Source organism: Mycobacterium hackensackense, assembly GCF_025822555.1.
Taxonomy (GTDB): Bacteria; Actinomycetota; Actinomycetes; order Mycobacteriales; family Mycobacteriaceae; genus Mycobacterium; species Mycobacterium fluoranthenivorans.
Genome location: NZ_JACKUC010000022.1, coordinates 18,361 through 39,307, shown reverse-complemented (window position 1 = coordinate 39,307; position 20,947 = coordinate 18,361). Strand labels below are relative to the sequence as shown.

Annotated in this window: 20 protein-coding genes and 1 pseudogene; 11 read left to right on the top strand and 10 right to left on the bottom strand. The window is 67.1% G+C overall.

What is annotated here, in order from left to right:
* Positions 1-5: 5 nt before the first annotated feature.
* The 4 genes from H7J86_RS01335 to H7J86_RS01320 form a co-directional block, all read right to left on the bottom strand.
* Entirely contained in the window at positions 6-1,370 is a 1,365-nt protein-coding gene (locus tag H7J86_RS01335; protein ID WP_267288888.1) for an NtaA/DmoA family FMN-dependent monooxygenase, read from the bottom strand.
* A complete protein-coding gene (locus H7J86_RS01330; RefSeq protein WP_267288886.1) occupies positions 1,371-2,537 on the bottom strand; it encodes an LLM class flavin-dependent oxidoreductase in 1,167 nt (388 codons plus the stop codon).
* 207 nt (positions 2,538-2,744) lie between these two features.
* Positions 2,745-3,980 (bottom strand): DUF445 domain-containing protein, encoded by a 1,236-nt coding sequence (locus H7J86_RS01325; RefSeq protein ID WP_267288884.1) that lies wholly within the window; start codon positions 3,978-3,980, stop codon positions 2,745-2,747.
* Positions 3,977-4,687, bottom strand: coding sequence for an Abi-alpha family protein (locus H7J86_RS01320; RefSeq protein ID WP_267288882.1), 711 nt, complete (start codon positions 4,685-4,687; stop codon positions 3,977-3,979). The genes H7J86_RS01325 and H7J86_RS01320 overlap by 4 nt, the downstream gene beginning before the upstream one ends.
* Positions 4,688-4,878: 191 nt before the next feature.
* Between H7J86_RS01320 and H7J86_RS01315 the strand changes: the two genes are divergently transcribed.
* Together H7J86_RS01315 and H7J86_RS01310 are read left to right on the top strand one after the other, a co-directional pair.
* Positions 4,879-5,688: an endonuclease/exonuclease/phosphatase family protein gene (locus tag H7J86_RS01315; RefSeq protein WP_267288880.1), complete on the top strand. Its 810-nt coding sequence runs from the start codon at positions 4,879-4,881 to the stop codon at positions 5,686-5,688.
* Between the two features lies 1 nt (position 5,689).
* On the top strand, positions 5,690-5,866 hold the full coding sequence (locus H7J86_RS01310; RefSeq protein ID WP_267288878.1) for a hypothetical protein: 177 nt from the start codon (positions 5,690-5,692) through the stop codon (positions 5,864-5,866).
* 25 nt (positions 5,867-5,891) lie between these two features.
* Here H7J86_RS01310 and H7J86_RS01305 read toward each other — a convergent pair whose 3' ends face one another.
* The 4 genes from H7J86_RS01305 to H7J86_RS01290 form a co-directional block, all read right to left on the bottom strand.
* Positions 5,892-6,224: a hypothetical protein gene (locus tag H7J86_RS01305; protein ID WP_267288876.1), complete on the bottom strand. Its 333-nt coding sequence runs from the start codon at positions 6,222-6,224 to the stop codon at positions 5,892-5,894.
* A gap of 24 nt (positions 6,225-6,248) precedes the next feature.
* Positions 6,249-6,512, bottom strand: coding sequence for a DUF1942 domain-containing protein (locus H7J86_RS01300; protein ID WP_267288874.1), 264 nt, complete (start codon positions 6,510-6,512; stop codon positions 6,249-6,251).
* Positions 6,513-6,604: 92 nt separating this feature from the next.
* Positions 6,605-8,974 carry a phosphoketolase family protein gene (locus tag H7J86_RS01295; protein ID WP_267288872.1) on the bottom strand — a complete coding sequence of 790 codons (2,370 nt, stop codon included), beginning with the start codon at positions 8,972-8,974 and terminating at the stop codon, positions 6,605-6,607.
* 42 nt (positions 8,975-9,016) lie between these two features.
* Positions 9,017-11,503, bottom strand: a complete 2,487-nt coding sequence (locus H7J86_RS01290) for a glycogen/starch/alpha-glucan phosphorylase (RefSeq protein WP_267288870.1) — start codon at positions 11,501-11,503, stop codon at positions 9,017-9,019.
* An 81-nt stretch (positions 11,504-11,584) separates the two neighbouring features.
* On the opposite strand from H7J86_RS01290, the gene H7J86_RS01285 reads away from it, so the two are divergent.
* From H7J86_RS01285 to H7J86_RS01265, 5 genes are all read left to right on the top strand, one after another.
* Positions 11,585-12,637 carry a phosphotransferase family protein gene (locus tag H7J86_RS01285; protein ID WP_267288868.1) on the top strand — a complete coding sequence of 351 codons (1,053 nt, stop codon included), beginning with the start codon at positions 11,585-11,587 and terminating at the stop codon, positions 12,635-12,637.
* A gap of 71 nt (positions 12,638-12,708) precedes the next feature.
* Positions 12,709-13,593 carry an acyl-CoA dehydrogenase family protein gene (locus tag H7J86_RS01280; protein ID WP_267288866.1) on the top strand — a complete coding sequence of 295 codons (885 nt, stop codon included), beginning with the start codon at positions 12,709-12,711 and terminating at the stop codon, positions 13,591-13,593.
* Entirely contained in the window at positions 13,580-14,662 is a 1,083-nt protein-coding gene (locus tag H7J86_RS01275; protein ID WP_267288864.1) for an acyl-CoA dehydrogenase family protein, read from the top strand. Before H7J86_RS01280 ends, H7J86_RS01275 begins: the two co-directional genes overlap by 14 nt.
* 1 nt (position 14,663) lies before the next feature.
* Positions 14,664-15,428: an enoyl-CoA hydratase/isomerase family protein gene (locus H7J86_RS01270; RefSeq protein ID WP_267288862.1), complete on the top strand. Its 765-nt coding sequence runs from the start codon at positions 14,664-14,666 to the stop codon at positions 15,426-15,428.
* 35 nt (positions 15,429-15,463) lie between these two features.
* On the top strand, positions 15,464-15,787 hold the full coding sequence (locus tag H7J86_RS01265; protein WP_167159036.1) for a hypothetical protein: 324 nt from the start codon (positions 15,464-15,466) through the stop codon (positions 15,785-15,787).
* A gap of 3 nt (positions 15,788-15,790) precedes the next feature.
* Here H7J86_RS01265 and H7J86_RS01260 read toward each other — a convergent pair whose 3' ends face one another.
* Entirely contained in the window at positions 15,791-16,264 is a 474-nt protein-coding gene (locus H7J86_RS01260) for a DUF1990 domain-containing protein (RefSeq protein WP_267288860.1), read from the bottom strand.
* Between the two features lie 16 nt (positions 16,265-16,280).
* A complete protein-coding gene (locus tag H7J86_RS01255; protein WP_267288858.1) occupies positions 16,281-17,273 on the bottom strand; it encodes a GlxA family transcriptional regulator in 993 nt (330 codons plus the stop codon).
* Between the two features lie 101 nt (positions 17,274-17,374).
* Between H7J86_RS01255 and H7J86_RS01250 the strand changes: the two genes are divergently transcribed.
* The 4 genes and pseudogenes from H7J86_RS01250 (at position 17,375) to rhaI (ending at position 20,947) form a co-directional block, all read left to right on the top strand.
* Positions 17,375-18,022, top strand: coding sequence for an HD domain-containing protein (locus H7J86_RS01250; protein ID WP_090364540.1), 648 nt, complete (start codon positions 17,375-17,377; stop codon positions 18,020-18,022).
* 76 nt (positions 18,023-18,098) lie between these two features.
* Positions 18,099-18,435 (top strand): annotated as a pseudogene (locus H7J86_RS01245) (L-rhamnose mutarotase).
* Positions 18,436-18,449: 14 nt separating this feature from the next.
* Positions 18,450-19,766: an MFS transporter gene (locus tag H7J86_RS01240; protein WP_090364544.1), complete on the top strand. Its 1,317-nt coding sequence runs from the start codon at positions 18,450-18,452 to the stop codon at positions 19,764-19,766.
* Positions 19,767-19,768: 2 nt separating this feature from the next.
* On the top strand, positions 19,769-20,947 hold the full coding sequence (rhaI, locus tag H7J86_RS01235; RefSeq protein WP_267288908.1) for an L-rhamnose isomerase: 1,179 nt from the start codon (positions 19,769-19,771) through the stop codon (positions 20,945-20,947).

The following is a 20,947-nucleotide window of genomic DNA, read 5'->3' as shown; positions in this document are numbered from 1 at the left end:
GGTGGCTAGCTGGCCCGGGACTGCCGGGCGGGCTCGGCCAGACCCAGGTGATCGCGCAGCGTGGTGCCCGTGTAGTCGGCGCGGAACACGCCGCGCTCCTGAAGCAACGGCACCACCGTGTCGACGAACGGGTCGAGTCCGCCCGGGGTCACGTGCGGGACGAGGATGAACCCGTCGCTCGCGTCGGCCTGCACCAGGTGGTTGATCGACTCGGCGACGGTGGCAGGCGATCCGATGAAGCTCTGTCGCCCGGTCACCTCGACGATGAGCTCACGGGTGGTGAGGTTCTCGGCTTCGGCCTTGGCGCGCCATTCGTCGGCGACGGCGACGGGGTCCCGGTTCATCCGCACACTGGCCCGGCCCTTGGCGATGGTGTTCTCGCCGACGAGCGGGTCCACCGAGGGCAGCGGGCCGTCCGGGTCGTGGTCGGACAGATCGCGATTCCACAGCTGCTCAAGGAATTTGATGGCCGTGGCGGGGCTGACCTGGGCCAGCCGCACCTCGTGGGCGATCTCGGCGGCCTCGGCATCGGTATCGCCGAGGATGAACGTCGCCGCGGGCAGGATGAGCAGCTGTTCGTGGCTGCGACCGTATTTGGCCAGCCGGTCCTTCACATCGGTGTAGAACGCCTGGCCGTCTTCCAAGGTGCCGTGGCGCGAGAAGATGGCGTCGGCCGACGACGCGGCGAACTCGCGGCCGTGATCGGAGTCGCCCGCCTGGAAGATGACCGGCCTGCCCTGCGGGCTGCGTGGCACGTTGAACCGGCCGCTGATATCGAAATGCTGGTCGGCGTAGGAGAATGCGCCGGCCTGCGGATCGGCGAGGAACACCCCGCGCTCCTTGTCGGCGACCACCTCGCCGCCGTGCCAGGAGTCGAACAGGCTGTGCGTCGCGCGCAGGAAGCTCTCGGCCCGGGAGTACCGCTGATCCTCGGCGAGGTAGCCGCCGCGGCGGAAGTTCTCCCCGGTGAAGGCGTCCCAGGATGTCACGACGTTCCAGGCGGCGCGGCCGTCGGACAGGTGGTCCAACGACGCGAATTGCCGTGCCACCTCGTAGGGTTCGTTGAACGTCGAGTTGATGGTGCCGGTCAGGCCGAGCCGGTCGGTCACCGCGGCGAGCGCGGCCAGCACCGTGAAGGTGTCCGGCCGGCCCACCACGTCGAGGTCGTAGATCAGCCCGTTCTGTTCGCGCAGCCGCAGCCCCTCGGCCAGGAACAGGAAGTCGAACTTGCCGCGCTCGGCGGTCTGGGCGAAATGCACGAATGAGCTGAACTCGATGTGGCTGCCGGAGGCGGGGTCGCTCCAGACGGTGGTGTTGTTCACACCGGGGAAGTGGGCGGCCAGGTGAATCTGCTTGACGGGCTTACTCATCTAGACTCCTGCGTACCGGTTGGCGGGGCGGGACAAGCCGAGCAGGTCGCGCAGCGTGGATCCCTGGTAGTGGTCTCGGAACACGCCACGGCGGCGCAGTTCTGGGACCAGAGTGTCGGTGATCTGCGTCAGGTCGTGCGGGAGGGTGGCCGGCCGCAGCCGGAATCCGGCCGCGCCGGCGGCATGCCACTGCTGCAGCAGATCTGCCAATTCGGCTGCAGTGCCGACGAATATCTCGGCGTCACTGCGGTATTCGGCACCGAGCCGCTCGTCGAGGCGCGCTTTGCGGGCGTGGGCCACCGCGGAGGTGTCGGCGAGGAACACCACCAGATCCGCGAACACGCGGACCGGGGCCAGCCCCGCGGGCCGCCGCGCGGCAATGGTATCCACCAGGGCGGCGGTCTCGTCGGTGCTGTGCGGGGTGACGAACCCCAGATCGGTTCCGCCGGCGATCAACTGATACACGGGGTCGACATGCCCCAGCGCGGCCACGATCGGTTGGCCCTGCGGCGGGCGGGGGGTGATGGACGGCCCCTTGACCGAGAAGTGCGCGCCTTCGAAATCGATGTAGTGCAGCTTGTTCCGGTCGATGAACCGTCCGGTGCGGACATCGCGGATCTCGGCGTCGTCCTCCCAGCTGTCCCAAAGCCGGCGTAGCACCTCGATGTAGTCGGCGGCCTCGCCGATCAGATCGTCGGTCAGGGCGGGGGAGCGTTCACCTATCACGCGCCGTCCGAAATGCCCGGCGGCCTCGGGGCTCGCCGAGATCTGCACCCGGACCCCGGCCCGGCCGGAACTCACATAGTCCAGCGTGGCGATGGCCTTGGACAGGTGGAACGGCTCGGTGTGGGTGGTGATCGCGGTGGGGATCAGGCCGATGTGCCGGGTGGTGGGGGCCACCCGGGAGGCGATCAGGACCGCGTCGAGTCGGCCGCGCACCCGGTCGGTGCGTTCGTCGGAGCGCCAGGGATGGTCGGACTGCAGGGCCAGACCGTCCTCGAAGGTGACCAGGTCCAGCAGCCCCCGTTCGGCAGTGCCGACCAGATCGGCCCAGTACCCGGCGGTGAGCAGGTCATGGGGGCGGGCGTCGGGCTCACGCCAGGCCGCCGGATGCCATCCCGTGCCGTCCAGGGCGACGGCGAGATGGATGAGGTCTGGATCGGGCACAGTGTCTCGCTTTCCTATCCGGTTCTCACCGACAACGCGCACACCGGGAAGGCCATTCCACGCCGCTGTGGTCAGCCCGTCCAGTCTCCGGTGCTGTCCTGTGGGTTCAAGGGATCGGCGCACGCTGATGCCAATGGCCCGGAGATGGCGCTGAGCCGGCCGGACGGTGCCGCGAGCGATGCGATGCCGCGCACCGCCTGCGCGACGTCAGTGCGCCAGCAGCAGGATCAGCTGAGACTGGATCTCACCGCAGATGAAGCCGAGCGCAGCGCCCAGGACGACGATGATCCACTCGTCGTCCTTGAACGCCGGGCGCAGCAGGTTCTCATACGACTGGGAGTCCAGCACCATCATCTTCTCGACCATGACGTTCTCCAGGTCGAGTCGTTCGGCCGCGTATTGCTCGATATACGAGGAGGTTTCGGGGAGCTTGTCGATGATGGAGCCGGCGATCTGCAGCTTCATGTCCTGATACTGGCGACCGCCCACGGCGCTGATCACCCGGCCGGCGAAGCCCATCTGGCTGTCGATGGTGCGGCCGATCTCGGTTTGGATGATGTCGAAGAACTTGTCCGACATCGGGCCGGTGAGGAGGCTTTCCATGATGGCCTTCGGGGTGAAGATCTCGCGGGCCATCAGCGCCGCATAGCCGTGGATGACCTGTTCGCGTTCGGCCTGAAACACGCCCTGCCACTTGATCCCGGGGAACACGGTCTTGCGCTCCAGCGGCCGGAAGATCATCTGCAACGCGACGTAGTCGGTGAGGCCACCGGTGAGCAGACCGAACAGCGGCAGCGCCAGGTGCCAGCCGGTGACACCGAACACCAGCATCTGCACCAGGCCGATGATGAACCCGAAGTACAGCCCCGACTTGATCAGGAACTTGAACGCCGGCTTGCCGATGTCCTGGAAGACGTTGTTGAGCGTGGCCTTGTCCCGCACCAGGTTGGTGATGACCATGTGCTTGATATCGAAGATCTGGTCGACCTGACCGCGGAACTCGCCGAACATGCCGCGGGCCGCTGACGGGATGCGACCCTCCACGTTCTTGACGATGATGTCTTTGACCTGGTCGGGCATCGCGCGCCACACCTGCGGCTGGAACGACATCATCATGGTGTCGACGAGTGCCCTCGCGGCGTCGCGCAATGGCTCGCCCAACTCGGCGACCAGTTCGTCGGGATCGATCTTGTCGAACAGTTCCTCGGGTTTGAGGATGCCCGAGGTGAGCGAATCCACCGCCACGGCAGCCATTTTCGGTGCACGCTTGGGAATCTGGCCCTGCCAGCCGAAATACGGCTTGATGCCGACGAACTCGACCGGATAGAACATCATCTTCAGCGCCAGGATCTTGGTGACCCAGCCGACGAAGGCGGCCCCGAGCGGAATGGTGACGTACACCCACCACGGGTAGGTGAAGGCATGCTCGAACCAGTCACTCATTTGGCTGCCTCCCAGAGTTCCTGGCCCAGATCGCTGATCGATACGGTTCTGCGGATCACCCGGGCGGCCCGCATCCCGCGACGGGCCCGACCCAGCGCCGTGATCACCGTGTGGTCGGTCTGCAGCATCTCGTACTCGTCATACATCGATGACGCCTCCGGGCCCAGGCGCACCAGCCCGAGGGCGAGCATCCGGGTCAGATACAGCGGGGTGTGCATGGGCAGCGACACACCTGACTGCCGGCCGACGGTCGACGCGTTCTTCAACACGAACGACGGGGTGTTGCCGACCCCGGGTTCGGCGATGTGGATCACCGGGTAGGCGGAGCCGTCCGACAACGCGGCGAGTATGCGCGCCTCGTCCGGAACCAGCGCCTGCAGCAAATTCAGATACAGCACGTCTCGGCTGCTGTCGGGGCTGGTGTACATGGACCGGTCGAGCAACGAGCGCAGCAGCAGCGTGGGTGTGGTGGGTGCCTCGTCCTCGGCCTGCTCGGTGAGGGCGGCAGCGGGCGGATCGAGTTCCTCCAGATGCTGACGGACCGCCCGCACCACCGACCGCTCGACGTCCGCGAGCAGCGGTAACACCTCGTTCGCCCGCGGCACCTGGTTCACGGTGCGTCCGACGAGCTGCAGGCCGCCGCCGATGAACTGCAGCCCGTCGCCGACGAGCTGTCGGCCGCCCGCGAACAGGCCTCCCAGGCTCATGCTGCGCACCCCTCCCACGTTTGCCGCGCCTCGCGCCCGGCCCGCGTGGGCGCAACTTTGCCAGCAGCCACGCGCGAAAGCCTAATTGGCCGCAGGTGCCCGAGCGGGCGAATACGCGCAGTAAGCACTGTGCTCAGCCGCAGGTCAGCGGCTCAAGGTGTGCGCGTGCTTGGATTGGGTATGGGTTACCGATGCGGGTAGGTACTTTCAACATCCTGCACGGGCGAAGACCCGGCGGCGGGGTGGACGTGGATACCTTTGCCGATTGCATCCGAGCCCTGGATGTCGACCTGCTGGCGCTGCAAGAGGTCGACGTCGACCAGCCCCGCTCGGGCCGGGCCGATCTGACGGCGGTGGCCGCCGACGCGATGGGGGCGGTGGCGCATCGGTTCGCGGCCACGATCTCCGGTACTCCCGGGGCGGTGTGGGCGGCGGCGACCGGGGCGGAGCAACCCGGCGCGACCGCCTACGGCGTCGCCCTGCTGTCGCGCTACCCGGTGCGCGACTGGCATGTCGTGCACCCGCCCCGGATCCCGTTCCGCTTTCCGGCCTACCTCCCGGGCGCACGCCGGGTGATGCTGATGGATGAGGAGCCGCGGGTCGCCATCGCCGGATGCTTCGACACCCCGCTGGGGGAGGTCACCGCGGCCAGTACCCATCTCAGTTTCGTCCCGGGCTGGAATCGCTTTCAGCTGCGCCGGCTGTGCCGTGAGCTGTCCGCGTTACCGGGCCCGCGCCTGCTGCTCGGCGATCTGAACCAGCCCGTGGCGGCGGCCGCCCGATGGTCCGGTATGCGGTCACTGGCCGCCGCTCGTACCTTCCCGGCGCATCGGCCCACCCGCCAGCTCGATCATCTGCTGACCGACCATCCGCGGCTGCGAGCGCGGCGTTGCAGCACACCGGAATTGCCGATCTCCGATCACCGGCCGATGGTGCTCGAACTGGAGCTCGCGGAAAACGTGCCGGCGCAGAGTCACGCGCTGGTAAACGAAGGAGAATGAGATGGCAAAGCACCGGGCGGACGCGAAATCCGAAGAAGATGTGACCGCCGATCCGCAGGTGGCATCGAATAGGGCGAACGAGGACGGCGACGGCGCCTACGTGGGCCGCACGACGCCCGAGGACGCGCTCGACGCCGGGGAGTCGGGAGCCGAGGCGCGCAGCGCGCAATCAGACTGAGTGCCAACGCAATTCATCGCAGCGGTCAGTGCGGGAAGGTGAAGACCAACACGATGACGGCGACCACGATGACAATCCAGGCCGCCAGCGGTACCAGCACGCCGCCGCGCCGGCGCGCGGTGACGAACGACGCCACCACGGCCAGTCCGGCGACGGCCGGTACCCCGTACTGAATGAGGCTGAACCCGAGGGTGTTCAGCCGCGTGCAGTCGGGCTCACTGCAGCCCGCGGTGCCGAGTACCTGCATGTAGGCGAACCCGACCACCGCGGCCGCAGCGGGGATAGTTGCCAGGGCGAGCACCCAGTTGAGCACAGGTGACCTATCTGTCGACTTCGCCGATGAACTGGGTGACGCCATGATTCCTCCCGTGATAGCCCGAAATTACTTCCAGATCAACAGGTCCTGGCCACCATTGCTGTAGACCACGCTCTCTGGCGCCGGACCGGTGACGTCGAAGTAGATCTTGCCGGTGTTGCTGGCACCGGCCTGCAGCGGAGCCGGGCTGATACCCGTTGCCGTCGGCGCGGGCACGGCGTGGTAGCTGGCACCGGTGGCGGTGCGTGCGTTGAAGTCGGTCACCACGGGTGTCGCGGTGCCCTCGACGGCCTGCACGGTCGCGGTGGCCTCATACAGGGTTCCGCTCACCGGCACCGGCGATCGTTTTGGCAGGCATAACTTTTCCTCTCCTTGGGGGGTCGGACTCCCGAGGACTACCCGGGTCCGTGGAGAGGGAAACGTCAGATATCGCGCTGCCAGGTCCAGCCGGTGATCGCGGGGTCGTCCTCGCCGTGCTCGCGGGTGTAGTGCTTGGCGGCCAGACGTGCGTCGACCATCTCCTGGCGCAGACCGGCCGCCGCGCTGCCCAATCCGGGTACCCGGTCGATGACATCCATCACGAGATGGAACCGGTCGAGGTCGTTGAGCATCACCATGTCGAACGGCGTCGTGGTGGTACCGCGCTCCTTGAATCCGCGCACATGCAGCTGAGCATGATTGGTGTGACGGTAGGTCAGCCGGTGAATCAGCCACGGATAGCCGTGGTAGGCGAAGATGATCGGTTTGTCGGTGGTGAACAACGCGTCGAATTCGTGATCGGGCAGCCCGTGCGGATGCTCGGATTCGGGTTGCAGCCGCATGATGTCGACGACATTGACCACCCGCACTTTGAGGTCGGGCAGCCGGCGGCGCAGGATGTCGGCCGCCGCCAGTATCTCCAGAGTGGGGACGTCACCCGCGCAGGCCAGCACCACGTCGGGTTCACCCGTTTTGGCTGTACTCGCCCACTCCCAGATTCCCGCGCCGCGGGTGCAATGTGCGACAGCCTCGTCCATCGTCAGGTAGGTCAAGGCGGGCTGTTTGCCGGCCACGATGACGTTCACATACTGGCGGCTGCGCAGGCAGTGGTCCCCGACCGCGAGCAGGGTGTTCGCGTCCGGCGGCAGGTATACCCGGACCACCTCGGGTCGCTTGTTGGCGACATGGTCGATGAAACCGGGATCCTGGTGTGAGGCGCCGTTGTGGTCCTGGCGCCAGACATGCGATGTCAGAAGATAGTTCAGCGATGCCACCGGGCGCCGCCAGTCCAGATGGGCACTGCTGGTCAGCCATTTGGCGTGCTGGTTGACCATGGAATCGACGATGTGGACGAAAGCCTCGTAGCAGTTGAACAATCCGTGCCGCCCGGTGAGCAGGTAGCCCTCCAGCCAGCCCTGACACAGGTGTTCGGACAGCACCTCCATCACCCGTCCGCTCGACGCGAGATGCTCGTCGTCGTCGGAGATATCCGCCAGCCAGACCTTGTCGGTGGTCTCGAACACCGCCGACAACCGGTTGGACGCGGTCTCGTCGGGTCCCATCAGGCGGAAGTTGTCCGGGTTACGCGCGATCACATCGCGCAGGAAGGTGCCCAGTACCCGGGTGGCCTCCGCCGACTCGGTGGCGGGCGAGCTCACCTCGACCGCGTAGTCGCGCATCGGCGGCAGGTCGAGATCGCGCAGCAGCACACCGCCGTTGGCATGCGGGTTGGCCCCCATCCGGCGGGTGCCCACCGGCGCCAGCGCCCGCAGTTCGGGCAGCAGCGCACCGGTGTCGTCGAACAGTTCTTCGGGACGGTAACTGCGCAACCAGGTTTCCAGCGCCGCCCGGTGAGCGGGATTGGTGCGGGTCTCGGCCAGCGGCACCTGATGGGACCGCCAGGTGCCCTCCACCTTCACGCCGTCGACCTCGGCCGGGCCGGTCCAGCCCTTCGGTGTCCGCAGGATGATCATCGGCCACAGCGGCCGGCCCACCTCACCGTCTTCACGCGACGCCCGCTGGATGGCGCCGATCTGGTCGAAGGCCTCGTCCAGCGCCGCCGCCAGCTGCTGGTGCACGTCAGCGGGATCATCACCGGCCACGGTGATCGGGATGTAGCCGTAGCCGGTGAACAGCGATTCCAGCTCTTGCTGCGGAATCCGCGACAGCACTGTGGGATTGGCGATCTTGTAGCCGTTGAGATGGAGGATCGGCAGCACCGCGCCATCGCGGACCGGGTCGAGGAACTTGTTGGAGTGCCAACTCGCCGCGAGCGGTCCGGTCTCGGCCTCGCCGTCGCCCACGACGGCCGCCACCACCAGATCGGGATTGTCGAAAGCGGCGCCGAAGGCATGTACGAGCGCATAGCCGAGCTCGCCGCCCTCGTGAATGGATCCGGGTGTCTCTGCCGCGACGTGACTGGGGATGCCACCGGGAAACGAGAACTGCCGGAACAGTTTCCGCAACCCCTCGGCGTCCTGGCCGATGCCGGTATACACCTCGCTGTAGGTGCCCTCGAGGTAGGTGTTGGCCACCAGCCCCGGGCCGCCGTGCCCGGGACCGGTGACGAACACCACATCGGAGTCGCGGTGCCGGATCACCCGGTTCAGGTGCGCGTAGAGCAGGTTGAGCCCGGGGGTGGTGCCCCAGTGCCCCAGCAGCCGAGGTTTGACGTGCTCGGGCTGCAGTGGTTCGCGCAGCAGCGGATTGTCCAGCAGGTAGATCTGACCCACCGACAGATAGTTGGCGGCACGCCAGTACGCATCCAGCTGGGTGAGCTCGGCATCAGAGAGTGGTGCGGTGGTGGGGGTCATAACTACCGGCTTACCAGTTGGCTACGAGTGCTCGACAGGGGATTAGGTCCCGATGTTGACCGGACCGACCCCCCAGATGTCGTCGCAGTACTCCTCGATCGCCCGATCGGAGGAGAACTTGCCGCTGCGGGCCGTGTTCAGGATCGACATGCGCGACCACGCATCGCGGTCCTGCCACGCGGCGCTCACGCGGTCCTGGCACTCGACATAGGAGGCGTAGTCCGCGAGCACGAGGAAGGGATCGTCGTAGCGCAGGTTGTCGATCAGTGGGCGGAATACCTCGGTGTCACCGTGCGAGAAGTGGCCGCCGGCAATGAGATCGAGGACGGTCGCCAGTTCGGGGTTGGCCGCGACATAATCCGACGGCCGGTAGCCGTCGCGCTTGAGCGCCTCGACCTCGTCCACGGTGAGCCCGAACAGGAAGAAGTTCTCGGCACCAGCCTCTTCGCGGATCTCGACGTTGGCACCGTCGAGAGTGCCGATGGTCAGCGCCCCGTTCATCATGAACTTCATGTTGCCGGTGCCTGAGGCTTCCTTACCTGCGGTCGAGATCTGCTCGGACAGGTTGGCGGCCGGGTAGATCAGGTGGGCGTTCTGCACGTTGAAGTTGGGCAGGAACACCACTTTCATGAAGCGGTTGACCTCGGGATCGAAGTTGACCATGTCGCCGACGGCGGTGATCAGCTTGATGATGCGCTTGGCCAGGAAGTAGCCGGGGGCGGCCTTGCCGCCGAAGATGTAGGCCCGGGGCGCCATCTGGATGCCGGGGTTCTTCTTGATCCGCAGGTACTGGGTGACGATGTTCAGCACGTTGAGGTGCTGACGCTTGTACTCATGGATGCGCTTGACCTGGATGTCGAACAGCCAGGACGGGTCCAGTTCGACGCCCGTTTCGGCGAGCACCAGCTCCGCGAGCCGTGACTTGTTGGCCCGCTTCACATCTCGCCATTCCGCCCGGAACCCGTCGTCCTCGATGAACGGTTCCAGCCCGCGCAACCGGTCCAGGTGGGTCAGCCACCCGTCACCGATGGTGCGATCCAGCAGCTGGCGCAGTCCTGGGTTGGACAGCGCCACGAAACGACGTGGTGTCACACCGTTGGTCTTGTTCGAGAAGCGTTCCGGCCACAGCTCGTAGAAGTCCTTGAGGACGCTTTCCTTGAGCAGTTCGGAGTGCAGCGCGGCGACACCGTTGATCGCGTGGCTGCCGACGGTGGCCAGGTAGGCCATCCGCACGGTCTTGCCACCCTCTTCGCCGATCAGCGACATCCGGCGCACCCGGTCCTCGTCACCGGGGAACTTGGCGCGCACCTCGTCCAGGAACCGGCTGTTGATCTCGTAGATGATCTCCAGGTGCCGGGGCAGGCTCTCGCCGAAGATCTCCAGCGACCACTTCTCCAGGGCCTCCGGCAGCAGGGTGTGGTTGGTGTAGCCGAAGGTGGCCACGGTGATGTCCCAGGCCGTGTTCCAGTCCAGCCGGCGTTCGTCGACCAGTAGGCGCATGAGCTCGGCGACACCGATCGAGGGGTGAGTGTCGTTGAGCTGGATGGCAAAACGCTCGGGCAGCTCCAAAATCGACAGATCAGCCAGATCGTCGACGATGTGCAGAACGTGCTGCAGTGAGCAGGACACGAAGAAGTACTGCTGCAGCAGCCGCAGTCGCTTGCCCGCCTCGGGTTCGTCGTTCGGGTAGAGCACCTTGGTGACGGTCTCGGAGGTGACCTCCTCCTCGACGGCCTTGTAGTAGTCGCCGGTGTTGAACGCCTCCAGCGCGAACTCGTGCACCGCCCGCGCGCTCCACAGGGTGAGCACATTGCACGTCTTGACCCCGTAGCCCTGGATCGGGGTGTCGTAGGCGACACCCTTGATCACGCGGGCGGGCACCCAGCGGATCCGGGACACGCCGGCGTCATCGGTGTAGTGCTCGGTGTGGCCTTCCCAGTTGACCAGGTAGTTCACATCGGGCTTGGCGATCTCCCAGGGATTTCCGTTGTCCAGCCAGTTGTCGGTCTTCTCGACCTGCCAGCCGTCCTGGATCTCCTGGTCGAAGATGCCGAACTCATAGCGGATGCCGTATCCGATCGCGGGGCGCGCCAGCGTCGCCAACGAGTCCAGATAGCAGGCCGCCAGTCGGCCGAGGCCGCCGTTGCCCAGGCCGGGTTCCTCCTCGCACGCCAGCACCTCGTCGAGGTCCTGGCCGAGTTCGGCCAGCGCGGCGCGGGCGGCCTGCTCGATGCCGAGGTTGAGCAGGTTGGCGCCCAGCTGCGGTCCCATCAGGAATTCCGCGGACAGGTAGCAGGTGAGCTTGCTGCCCAGATCCAGTGACGTCTGGGTGGAAGCGACGCGGTTGTCCTGCATGCGGTCCCGGACGGCCAGCGCCAGCGCCCGGTAGTAGTGCTCGGGGCGCAGGGCGGCGGCGGGACGACCGATCGAGTACCGCACGTGGTCGATGATGGCGCGGCGCAGGGCGTCGGAGGACAGGCCGGTGCGGGCACGCTCGGCGTTCGGGGAAGGCACATCGAGATCGGTCATGGGGAAAGTCTGGCAGGGGTGCGTGCACATCGCGCGCGCAATGAGCGTCGGACGGGTGAACGGATATGAGACGCTGCGGGCATGTCCGGTGTACCCGAGCTGGTCGACGTGCTGCCACAGCACCGCATCGATGAGGCCGCACTGGGCCGGTACCTGCGTGGACACGGGATCGACGGGCCGCTGGAAATCCGCCAGTTCCAGGGCGGCCAGAGCAATCCCACCTTCCATTTGCGCACGGGCGCAGGAGAATTCGTGCTACGTAAGAAGCCGCCGGGGGTGCTGTTGCCGCGTGCCCACGACGTCGGCCGTGAGCACCGGGTGATGGCGGCACTGGCCGGTTCCGGCGTGCCGGTACCGGTGATGCGGCTGATGTGTGAGGACGCCGAGGTCATCGGCACGCCGTTCTTCGTGATGGACCACGTGCCCGGCCGGGTGTTCCCGGACCGGGTGTTGCGCGACGGCACTCCGGCCGACCGGGCCGCGGTGTACGAGGATCTGGCCCGCGTGCTGGCCCGGTTGCACAGCGTGGACTGGCGTGGGGCCGGACTGGGGGACTTCGGCAGGCCCGACGGCTACCTGGCGCGTCAGGTGGCGCTGTGGACGCGATCGTGGGCGGCGGTCAAGGTCGAGGAATGCCGGGACATGGAGCGGCTGGCGGCCTGGCTGCCCGAGCATCTGCCGGCCGACGGCCGGGCCACCATCGCGCACGGGGATTACCGGCTGGGCAATGTGCTGATCCATCCGAGCGAGCCGCGCATCGTGGCGGTGCTGGACTGGGAGCTGGCCACCATCGGCGACCCGCTGGCCGATCTGGGCTATGCCGCCATGACCTACCACCTGCCCGGTGACGCCGATCCGTTGATGGGGGTGGCCGGCGAGGATCTCGCCGAGACCGGTATCCCCACCCAGGACGAGTTCGTGGCGAGCTACTGCCGGCACGCCGGTGTGGAGGTGCCCGCGGACCTGGACAGCTATGTCGTCTTCTCGATGTTCCGGCTGGCGTCGATCGTGGCCGGCGTGTGGAGACGCGGGCTGGACGGTAACGCGTCCGACTCCCGGGCCGGTACCGACCTGTTTCGGGACCGGTATCGGGGCCTGGCCCGACGAGCGTGGGCGCTGGCCGGCGGACTGTGAAATCGGCCCGTCCGGTAGTAAAGTTCTGGCCGGATGAGAATTGCATTCTTCAAAACGGATAGGGTCCTCTCATGGATGTTCGGCTCACCAGTGAGCAGCAACAGCTCCGGGATGCGGCCGCCAAACTCGCCGACGATCTCGGTCCGGGTGCGGTCGGCGAGTTGGATGACACCGAGCGGGTGGCGCGGTTGGAGAAGACCGTCGCCGCCACCGGCTGGCGCTCGCTGCGCTCCGACGGCGCCTCGGGTGTGGAGGTCGCGCTGGTCGCCGAGGAGTTCGGCCGCCGGCTGGTCGACGTGCCTTTTCTCGGGCCGGTGCTCGCCGACGATCTCGGGCAGGACGCGGCGACGATCGTCTTCGGTGCACATGCGCCCGATGCGCGCGGCTTGAACCGCGGTGCGGTGCTCGACGGTGTCGCGGTCGGTGCCGTCACGCTGGGCGAACCCGCCCCCGGGGTGGACCTGACCCGTTGGCAGGCGCCGGCCGGCGAGGTCACCCCGGCCGGTGCCCTCGATACCGCGTCGGCGCAGCGCGCCCAGGCGCTGGCGCTGGTGGTGACCGCGGCGGACATCCTCGGCGCGGCGCGCGGGGCCTTCGACCTGGCCTGCGACTACGCCAAGGTGCGCGAGCAGTACGGCAAGGCGATCGGCTCCTATCAGGCCGTCGCGCACCTGCTCGCCGAAAGCCTGGTCCTCATCGAGGGCTCGACCAGCATCCTGCGCTACGCGGCCTGGGCGGTCGACGAGGAGGATCCGGACGTCGCGCTGCAGGCCGCCCTGGTGGCCAAGGTGTACTGCGCGAAATCCGCACACACCGTGTGCGAAACCGCCATCCAGGTCCACGGCGGTATCGGCAACACCTGGGAATGCCTGGCGCACGTGTACCTGCGCCGGGTGCTGGTGTCCACCGGTCTGTGGCCGGTGTCGTTGAAGGAGATCTCCGTTGGACTTTCGTGACTCCGAATCCGAAGCCGCCTTCCGTGGGCGTCTGCGGGCCTGGCTCGCCGAACAGGCCCCGACCTTCCCCAAAACAACCGAGGAGTACTGGGCCCGGCAGGGGGAGTGGCACCAATCCCTGCACGCCGCAGGGTTTTTCGGGGCAACTTGGCCCAAGGAGTTCGGCGGCCTGGAACTGCCCCCGGTGTACGACGTCATCGTGGACGAAGAACTGGCCCGCGCGGGGGCCCCGCCCCGGCCCAGTCTCGGCTACCTGGTGACCGGGTTGGGCCGGCATGCGAGCAAGGAAGTGCAGCAGCGTTTCCTGCCCGGCATGATCGACGGCACGCAGCGTTGGTGCCAGGGCTTCTCCGAGCCCGGCGCCGGTTCCGACCTCGCCTCGCTGACCACCACGGCCACCCTGGACGGCGATGAGTACGTCATCAACGGGCACAAGATCTGGACCAGCTACTCCGACGTCGCCGACTGGTGCCTGCTGCTGGCCCGCACCGACAAGTCCGTGCCGCGGCACAAAGGCATCTCGGCGTTCCTGGTCTCCATGCACCAACCCGGTATCGAGCAACGGCCGTTGAAGATGATCAACGGGGTCAGCAATGAATTCGGGCAGGTGCTGTTCGACGGTGCGCGGGTGCCGGCCAGTCAGATGGTCGGCAACCCGGGTGACGGTTGGGCACTGGCGATGACCGTCGTCGGCCACGAACGTGAGCCGTCCACGCTGGGTTACGCTGCGCGCTACGAGAAGACGGTGAACCAGCTGGCCCGCCGCGGCGCGCCGAGTGACGAATTGGCTTGGGCCACAGTGCAGGTACAGGTGCTGCGGCAGCACGTGCGCCGGCGACTGTCCGAGCAGCTCGACGGCATCTCGCACGGCCCCGAAGGGTCCATCGACAAACTGTTGATGACATGGGTCGAGCAGTCCGTCGGGCACGCGGTGCTGGCCCAGACCGGCACCGCCGACCCCGACCTGTTCAGCACCTACCTCTACAGCCGGTCGCAGAGCGTCATGGGCGGCACCTCGCAGATCCAGAAGAACATCATCGCTGGCCGAATCCTGAGAATGGCGGTTTGACATGTACGACATGCCCGACGAGATCCAGGTCGAGGCCGACGGCCCACTGCGCATCATCACGCTGAACCGGCCCGAGGAGCTCAACGCCGTCAACGACGATCTGCACGTCGGCCTGGCGCGGATCTGGAATCGGCTGAGTCTGGACCCCACCGCTCGAGTCGCCGTGATCACCGGCGCGGGCAAGGCGTTCTCCGCCGGTGGCGACTTCGCCTACATCAAAGAGCTCAGCGAGGATGTCGAGCTGCGCACCAAGACCATCATCGACGGCCGCGAGATCGTGATGGGCATGGTGCGCTGCCGCATCCCGGTGATCGCCGCCGTCAACGGCCCGGCCGTCGGCCTTGGCTGCAGTGTGGTGGCGTTGAGCGACATCGTCTACATGGGGGAGAAGGCGTTCCTGGCCGACCCGCACGTGCAGGTGGGTCTGGTGGCCGCTGACGGCGGTCCGCTCGTGTGGCCGATGCAGATGAGCATTCTGCAGGCCAAGGAGTACGCGCTGACCGGTGCCCGGATCCCGGCGCAGAAGGCGGTCGAACTCGGGCTGGCCAACCATGTGGTCGCCGATCCGCTGGCCGAGGCCCTGGGTGCGGCCAAGCGCATCCTGGAATTGCCGCAGAAAGCCGTCGAGAGCACCAAGCGCATCCTGAACATGCAGCTGGAGCATCAGGTCCAGATCACCTTGGACTATGCGACCACGGCCGAGGAACTGACCTTCGGCACCCCAGAGCTCAAGGCGAACATCGAGCGCCTGCTGCAAAGCAAGTAGCAGATCACGGCTTTCGCGAGCCCTATACTCACGCGATGAGCATCAGGGCGTGGCTGGCGGTCGCCGCCGGTGTCGTGGGGTTGACCGTCGCTCCGATGATGGTGGCGATACCGGCGCACGCCGACGTCTGCGGCAGCGTCGGTGGCCGGCGCGGACACGTCAGCGTCGGCGGCTGCACCGATATCGCCGGCGCCATCGCGGACTGGGCGCCGCCACCGTCCATGTATGCGCCGCTGCCCGAGGATTTCGAGACGGCCCCGCCGCCTCCGCCCCCGCCGCCTCCGATCGGGTCGAACGTCAGCGTGTGCGGCAATGTCGGTGGGCCCCGCGGACGGGTCAGCGTGAGCGGCTGTACCTAGCGCTCACACCGCGGACAGGTACCGGTTGGTGATGATCCGTTGCGCCACAGCGGTGATGGGACCGCCCAGCTTGCTCCACCAGGTGCCGTGCCGGGAGAACGCGATGACCTCCGCGTACACGGTGTCGGTCGCCGGGTCGTAGCGCACCGTGAACAGTTCCTCGCCGGATTCCGGATGCCCGGGCAGTGTGCCGTAGGCGAACCCGCGGCGGTGGTCTTCGGCCAGCACGTACACCACCCGGCACGGTGCACGCAGCGGGCCGAATCCGACCACCACCTCGCTGCCCACCACCGCGATATCGCCGTCGGCGCGCACCAGCACCCCGGCGCCACGCTGCATACCCCAGTGCATGACGGCATCGGCGGCGGCCTCGAAGCGCGCGCGTCCGTTCCCGATCGGCGCCACCGCGTGCACATGGTGATACCCGGCGGGCAGCGGGCCGTTGGTCGCGCCGACTTCGGGATAGGTCAGGTCCACCGGTTCACTATCGCAGTCAGGACAGCTGGTCGGGGGAAACCTGAGCCGTGTGGAATCTGTCGCGATATGCCTTCGGGGACAACCCCAGCTGGGTGACGAACACCCGGCGCAGGGTTTCGGCGCTGCCGAAGCCGGCGATCTGCGCCGCGTCGGCCACGCTGTGCCCCGCGTCGAGCGCGCCCCGCGCGGTGTCGATGCGGACCTTCTCCACGTACCGGGCCGGGGTGGTGCCCAGCTCGGTGTGAAACAGCCGGGTCAGCTGGCGGGTGCTCAACGCCGCCACCGCGGCAAGGCGTTTCACGCTGTGGTCGGCACCCGGATTGGCGGCGATGGCGGCGGTGACCGCCCGCAGCGCCGATTCCTGCGGTGGGTCGGCCTCCACCAGTGCGGAGAACTGTGACTGGCCGCCCGCGCGTTTCAGGTACACCACCAGGGAGCGCGCCACCGAACGCACCAGCTCGGCACCGTGGTCCTGCTCGACAAGCGCCAGCGCCAGATCGATACCCGCCGTGACACCCGCCGACGTGTAGACGTCCCCGTCGCGTACGAAGATCGCATCCGGTTCCACGCCGATCTGCGGGAACGCGTGGGCGAGCAGGGTGACGTGGCGCCAGTGTGTGGTGGCCCGCCGGCCGTCCAGCAGTCCCGCGGTGGCCAGGATGAAAGCGCCGGTGCAGATGGATGCCAGCCGGCCGGTGCGCGGCGGCACCTCGCGCACCGCGTCGACGAGCGCGGGATCGATCGCGTGGGCGGTGAGGTTGTCGCCGCCGGCGACCAGGACGGTGTCGGCGGATTCGATGTCCGCGAGCCGGTCGGTGACGGCGAACGGGGTTCCGATCGAGGTGGCGACGTCATGCCCGCTGGGCGAGGCGAACCGGAGCCGATACTGTGCCCCGAACCGGTTGGCTTCGGCGAAGACCTCGGCCGGGCCCGCGACGTCGAGCAGCTTCACGCCGTCGAAGACGACGATGACCATCTCGCGCGCTGCCACCGCACCATTGTGTCGCATTCTGTGGGAAAGACGGCCGTTGCGCCATGCCCGGCGCCCGGCATCCGGATCGAGACTGGTATCAGCGAGCCAAAAGGGCTTACCGACCAAGGAGTTTCGTCATGACATCGACCGCCGAGACCATCGCCGACATCGTCATCCCGGACACCGCGCTGGTGCGCGATGTCACCGCCTACATCCGCGACACCGAAGACGATCTGCTGTTCCACCACTCGCGCCGGGTGTTCCTGTTCGGCTCGTTGCAGGCCCGCCGGCGTGGGCTGCGGCCCGACCCGGAACTGCTTTACACCGGCGCCATGTTCCACGACATCGGGCTGACCGACGGCTACCGGGAGTCGCAGCTGCGGTTCGAGGTGGACGGTGCGAACGCGGCCCGGGACTTCCTGCTGCAGCGGGGGATCGACGAGGCCTCGGCCAAGCTGGTGTGGCTGGGCATCGCGCTGCACACCACCCCCGGGGTGCCCGAGTTCCTGGAGCCGGAGGTCGCCGGTGTCATCGCGGGTGTCGAGACCGATGTGGTCGGTATCGGCGTCGACCTGCTGTCCGCCGAGCAGATCGCGGCGGTGACGGCGGCCCATCCGCGGCCCGATTTCAAGAACAGGATCTTGCAGGCCTTCGCCGACGGCAACCTGCATCGGCCGGCGAGCACATTCGGCAACATGAACGCCGACGTGCTGGCGCACTACGACCCGTCCTACGTTCGGGCCGATTTCGTGGAGATCATCCGCAACAACAGCTGGCCCGAATAGGGCTCTTGACGTGAGGGCGGCCACAGACGTACTGTTGCCGCCATCACAAATTGAAACGTTTCAAAATGGACGGGCGATGACGACAAGCGAGGCGGCTCAGGTTTCGCAGCGGGTGTGCTTCCTGCTGAAACTGCGTCAAGACCGGGTGACCGACTATCTGGACGTCCATGGTGTGGCCCGAGATGCTGGCAGCGCTCAGCGCGGCGGGGTGGCGCAACTACTCGCTGTTCGTCCGGCCCGAGGACGGCCTGGTGGTCGGATACCTCGAGACCGATGACTTCGACGCGGCCCAGGAACGGATGGCCCGCACCGATATCAACGCACGCTGGCAGGCCGGCATGGCCGAGTACTTCGAGGCCGGCGCACCTGACGCCGGTATTCGCCCGCTCACGCACTACTTCCATCTCGTCTGACCCAGGAGCACTGCATGAAAATCGGAGCACGGTCCACCACCGGCTGGCGGGCGACCATCGCGGTCGCCATGTCCAACTACATCGAGGCCGGGTCGATCATCGCCATCGCGACGAGTCTGGGCTTCTGGCAGACCGCCTTCGGAATCAGCAATTTCGCCGTCGGCCTGCTGGCGGCGTTGAGCGCCAACGCTTTCGGCGCGGCCATCGGCGCCATCCTGGGCGGACCGCTGTGCGACCGATTCGGTCGCAAGGCGATCTACACCTATGACCTGCTGGTGTACATGGCCGGTGTGCTGCTGGCCGCCTTCGCGGTGAACTTCGCGATGCTGCTGACCGCCTTCATCGTCACCGGTATCGCGGTGGGCGCCGGTGTGCCGGCGTCGTGGACCTATATCGCCGAACAGGCGCCGTCGGCCGACCGCGCCAAACACGTCGGTACCGCGCAGCTCGCGTGGTCAGTGGGTCCGCTCATCGGCTTCGCGCTGGCGGCAGCCCTCGCACCGATGGGGCTGCTCGGTTCGCGGCTGATCTTCGTGCATCTGTTCGTCGTCGCCGCCGTGGTGTGGTGGGTGCGCCAGGGCCTGGCCGAATCGCAGATCTGGAAGGACGAGGGCCGCAACGAATCCGCCTCGCTGGCAACATCTGTGGGCAGCCGTGGGCTGCGCGGTTTGTTCTCGCGCAAGGTCAACATCGCCGCACTGCTGTTCCTCGGTGGCATCTACCTGTTCTGGAACACCGTGGCCGGCCAGGCCGGTATCTTCATGCCCCGCGTCTACGACACCGCCGGCCTGCACAGCCCGGTCGCGCAGAACCTGCTGCAGGTGCTGGTCTGGGGCTGCACCGTCGCCGCGACCTACTTCGGTTTCATGCGCTACGCCGACCGGATGAGCCAGCGGCTGCTGTACGTGATCGGCGCAGCCCTGGGCATCATCGGCTGGATCGTGCTGGTGGCGTTCACCGATGGCGGCGTGCCGACGATGCTCGTGTTCGCCGTGCTGTGGGGTGTCTCGGCCGGTATCGGTGCGCAGGCCTTCTACAGCTTGTGGGCCAGTGAACTGTTCGCCACCCCGTACCGGGCCAGCGCCCAGGGCGTGATGTTCTTCGTGGTGCGAACCGCCACCGGGCTGCTGAGCTACTTCTTCCCGACCCTGCTGGCCGCCACCGGTCTGACCACCGTCGGCATCCTGCTGGTCGCCCTGCTCACCGTCGCCCTGGTGATCGGCGCCGTCTGGGCACCCGCCACCCGCGGAAAGACGTTGCAGGAGATCGAGGTCGAGCGTTACGGCGCTTGCGTCTCCCCGTCCGCCCCTGTCGAGAGGACTGCGGCATGAGGATGCACCCGCTGCTGGACAACCTGGCCATCGAACTGCCGTCCTGGGCATTCGGCAATTCCGGCACCCGCTTCAAGGTGTTCGGCACCCCGGGCACCCCGCGCACCATCGAAGAGAAGATCGCCGACGCCGCCACCGTGCACCGGCTCACCGGCCTGGCACCCGCGGTGGCGCTGCACATTCCGTGGGACACCGTCGACGACTACGCCGCGCTGGGTGCCTATGCCGCCGGGCTCGGCGTGGGGCTGGGAACCGTCAACTCCAACACCTTCCAGGACGACGACTACAAGTTCGGCAGCCTCACCCACACCGACAAGACGTTGCGGCAGAAGGCTATCGACCACCACCTGGCATGTATCGAGATCATGAACGCCACCGGGTCGCGCGATCTGAAGATCTGGCTGGCCGACGGCACCAACTACCCGGGCCAGGGCGATATCCGTGGCAGGCAGGACCGGTTGGCCGAATCGCTGGCGGCGATCTATCAGCATATCGGCGAAAGCCAGCGAATGGTGTTGGAGTACAAGTTCTTCGAGCCGGCCATGTACATGACCGACGTGCCGGACTGGGGTACTTCCTACGCCCAGGTGAGCGCACTGGGGGAGCGGGCGATGGTCTGCCTGGACACCGGCCACCACGCCCCGGGCACCAATATCGAGTTCATCGTCGCCCAGCTGCTGCGGCTGGGCAAGCTCGGCTCCTTCGATTTCAACTCCCGCTTCTATGCCGATGACGACCTGATCGTCGGCGCGGCCGACCCGTTCCAGTTGTTCCGCATCATGTTCGAGGTGATCCGCGGTGGCGGGCTCGATGCCGGGGCGAGCGGCGCGACGGGGGAAAATGGTGTGTCGCCGGTGGCGTTCATGCTCGACCAGTGCCACAACGTGGAGGCCAAGATCCCAGGCCAGCTCCGGTCGGTACTCAATGTGCAGGAGATGACGGCCCGGGCCCTGCTGGTCGACACCGAGGCGCTCACCGTGGCTCAGGAGGACGGCGATGTACTGGGCGCCAACGCGATCGTGATGGACGCCTTCTACACCGATGTGCGTCCCGCGCTGGCACAGTGGCGTGTCGACCGCGGGCTGCCCGGCGACCCGATGGCCGCCTTCGCCGCCTCGGGCTACCAGGACACCATCAATGCCGCTCGCGTCGGCGGAACCCAATCCTCGTGGGGAGCATGA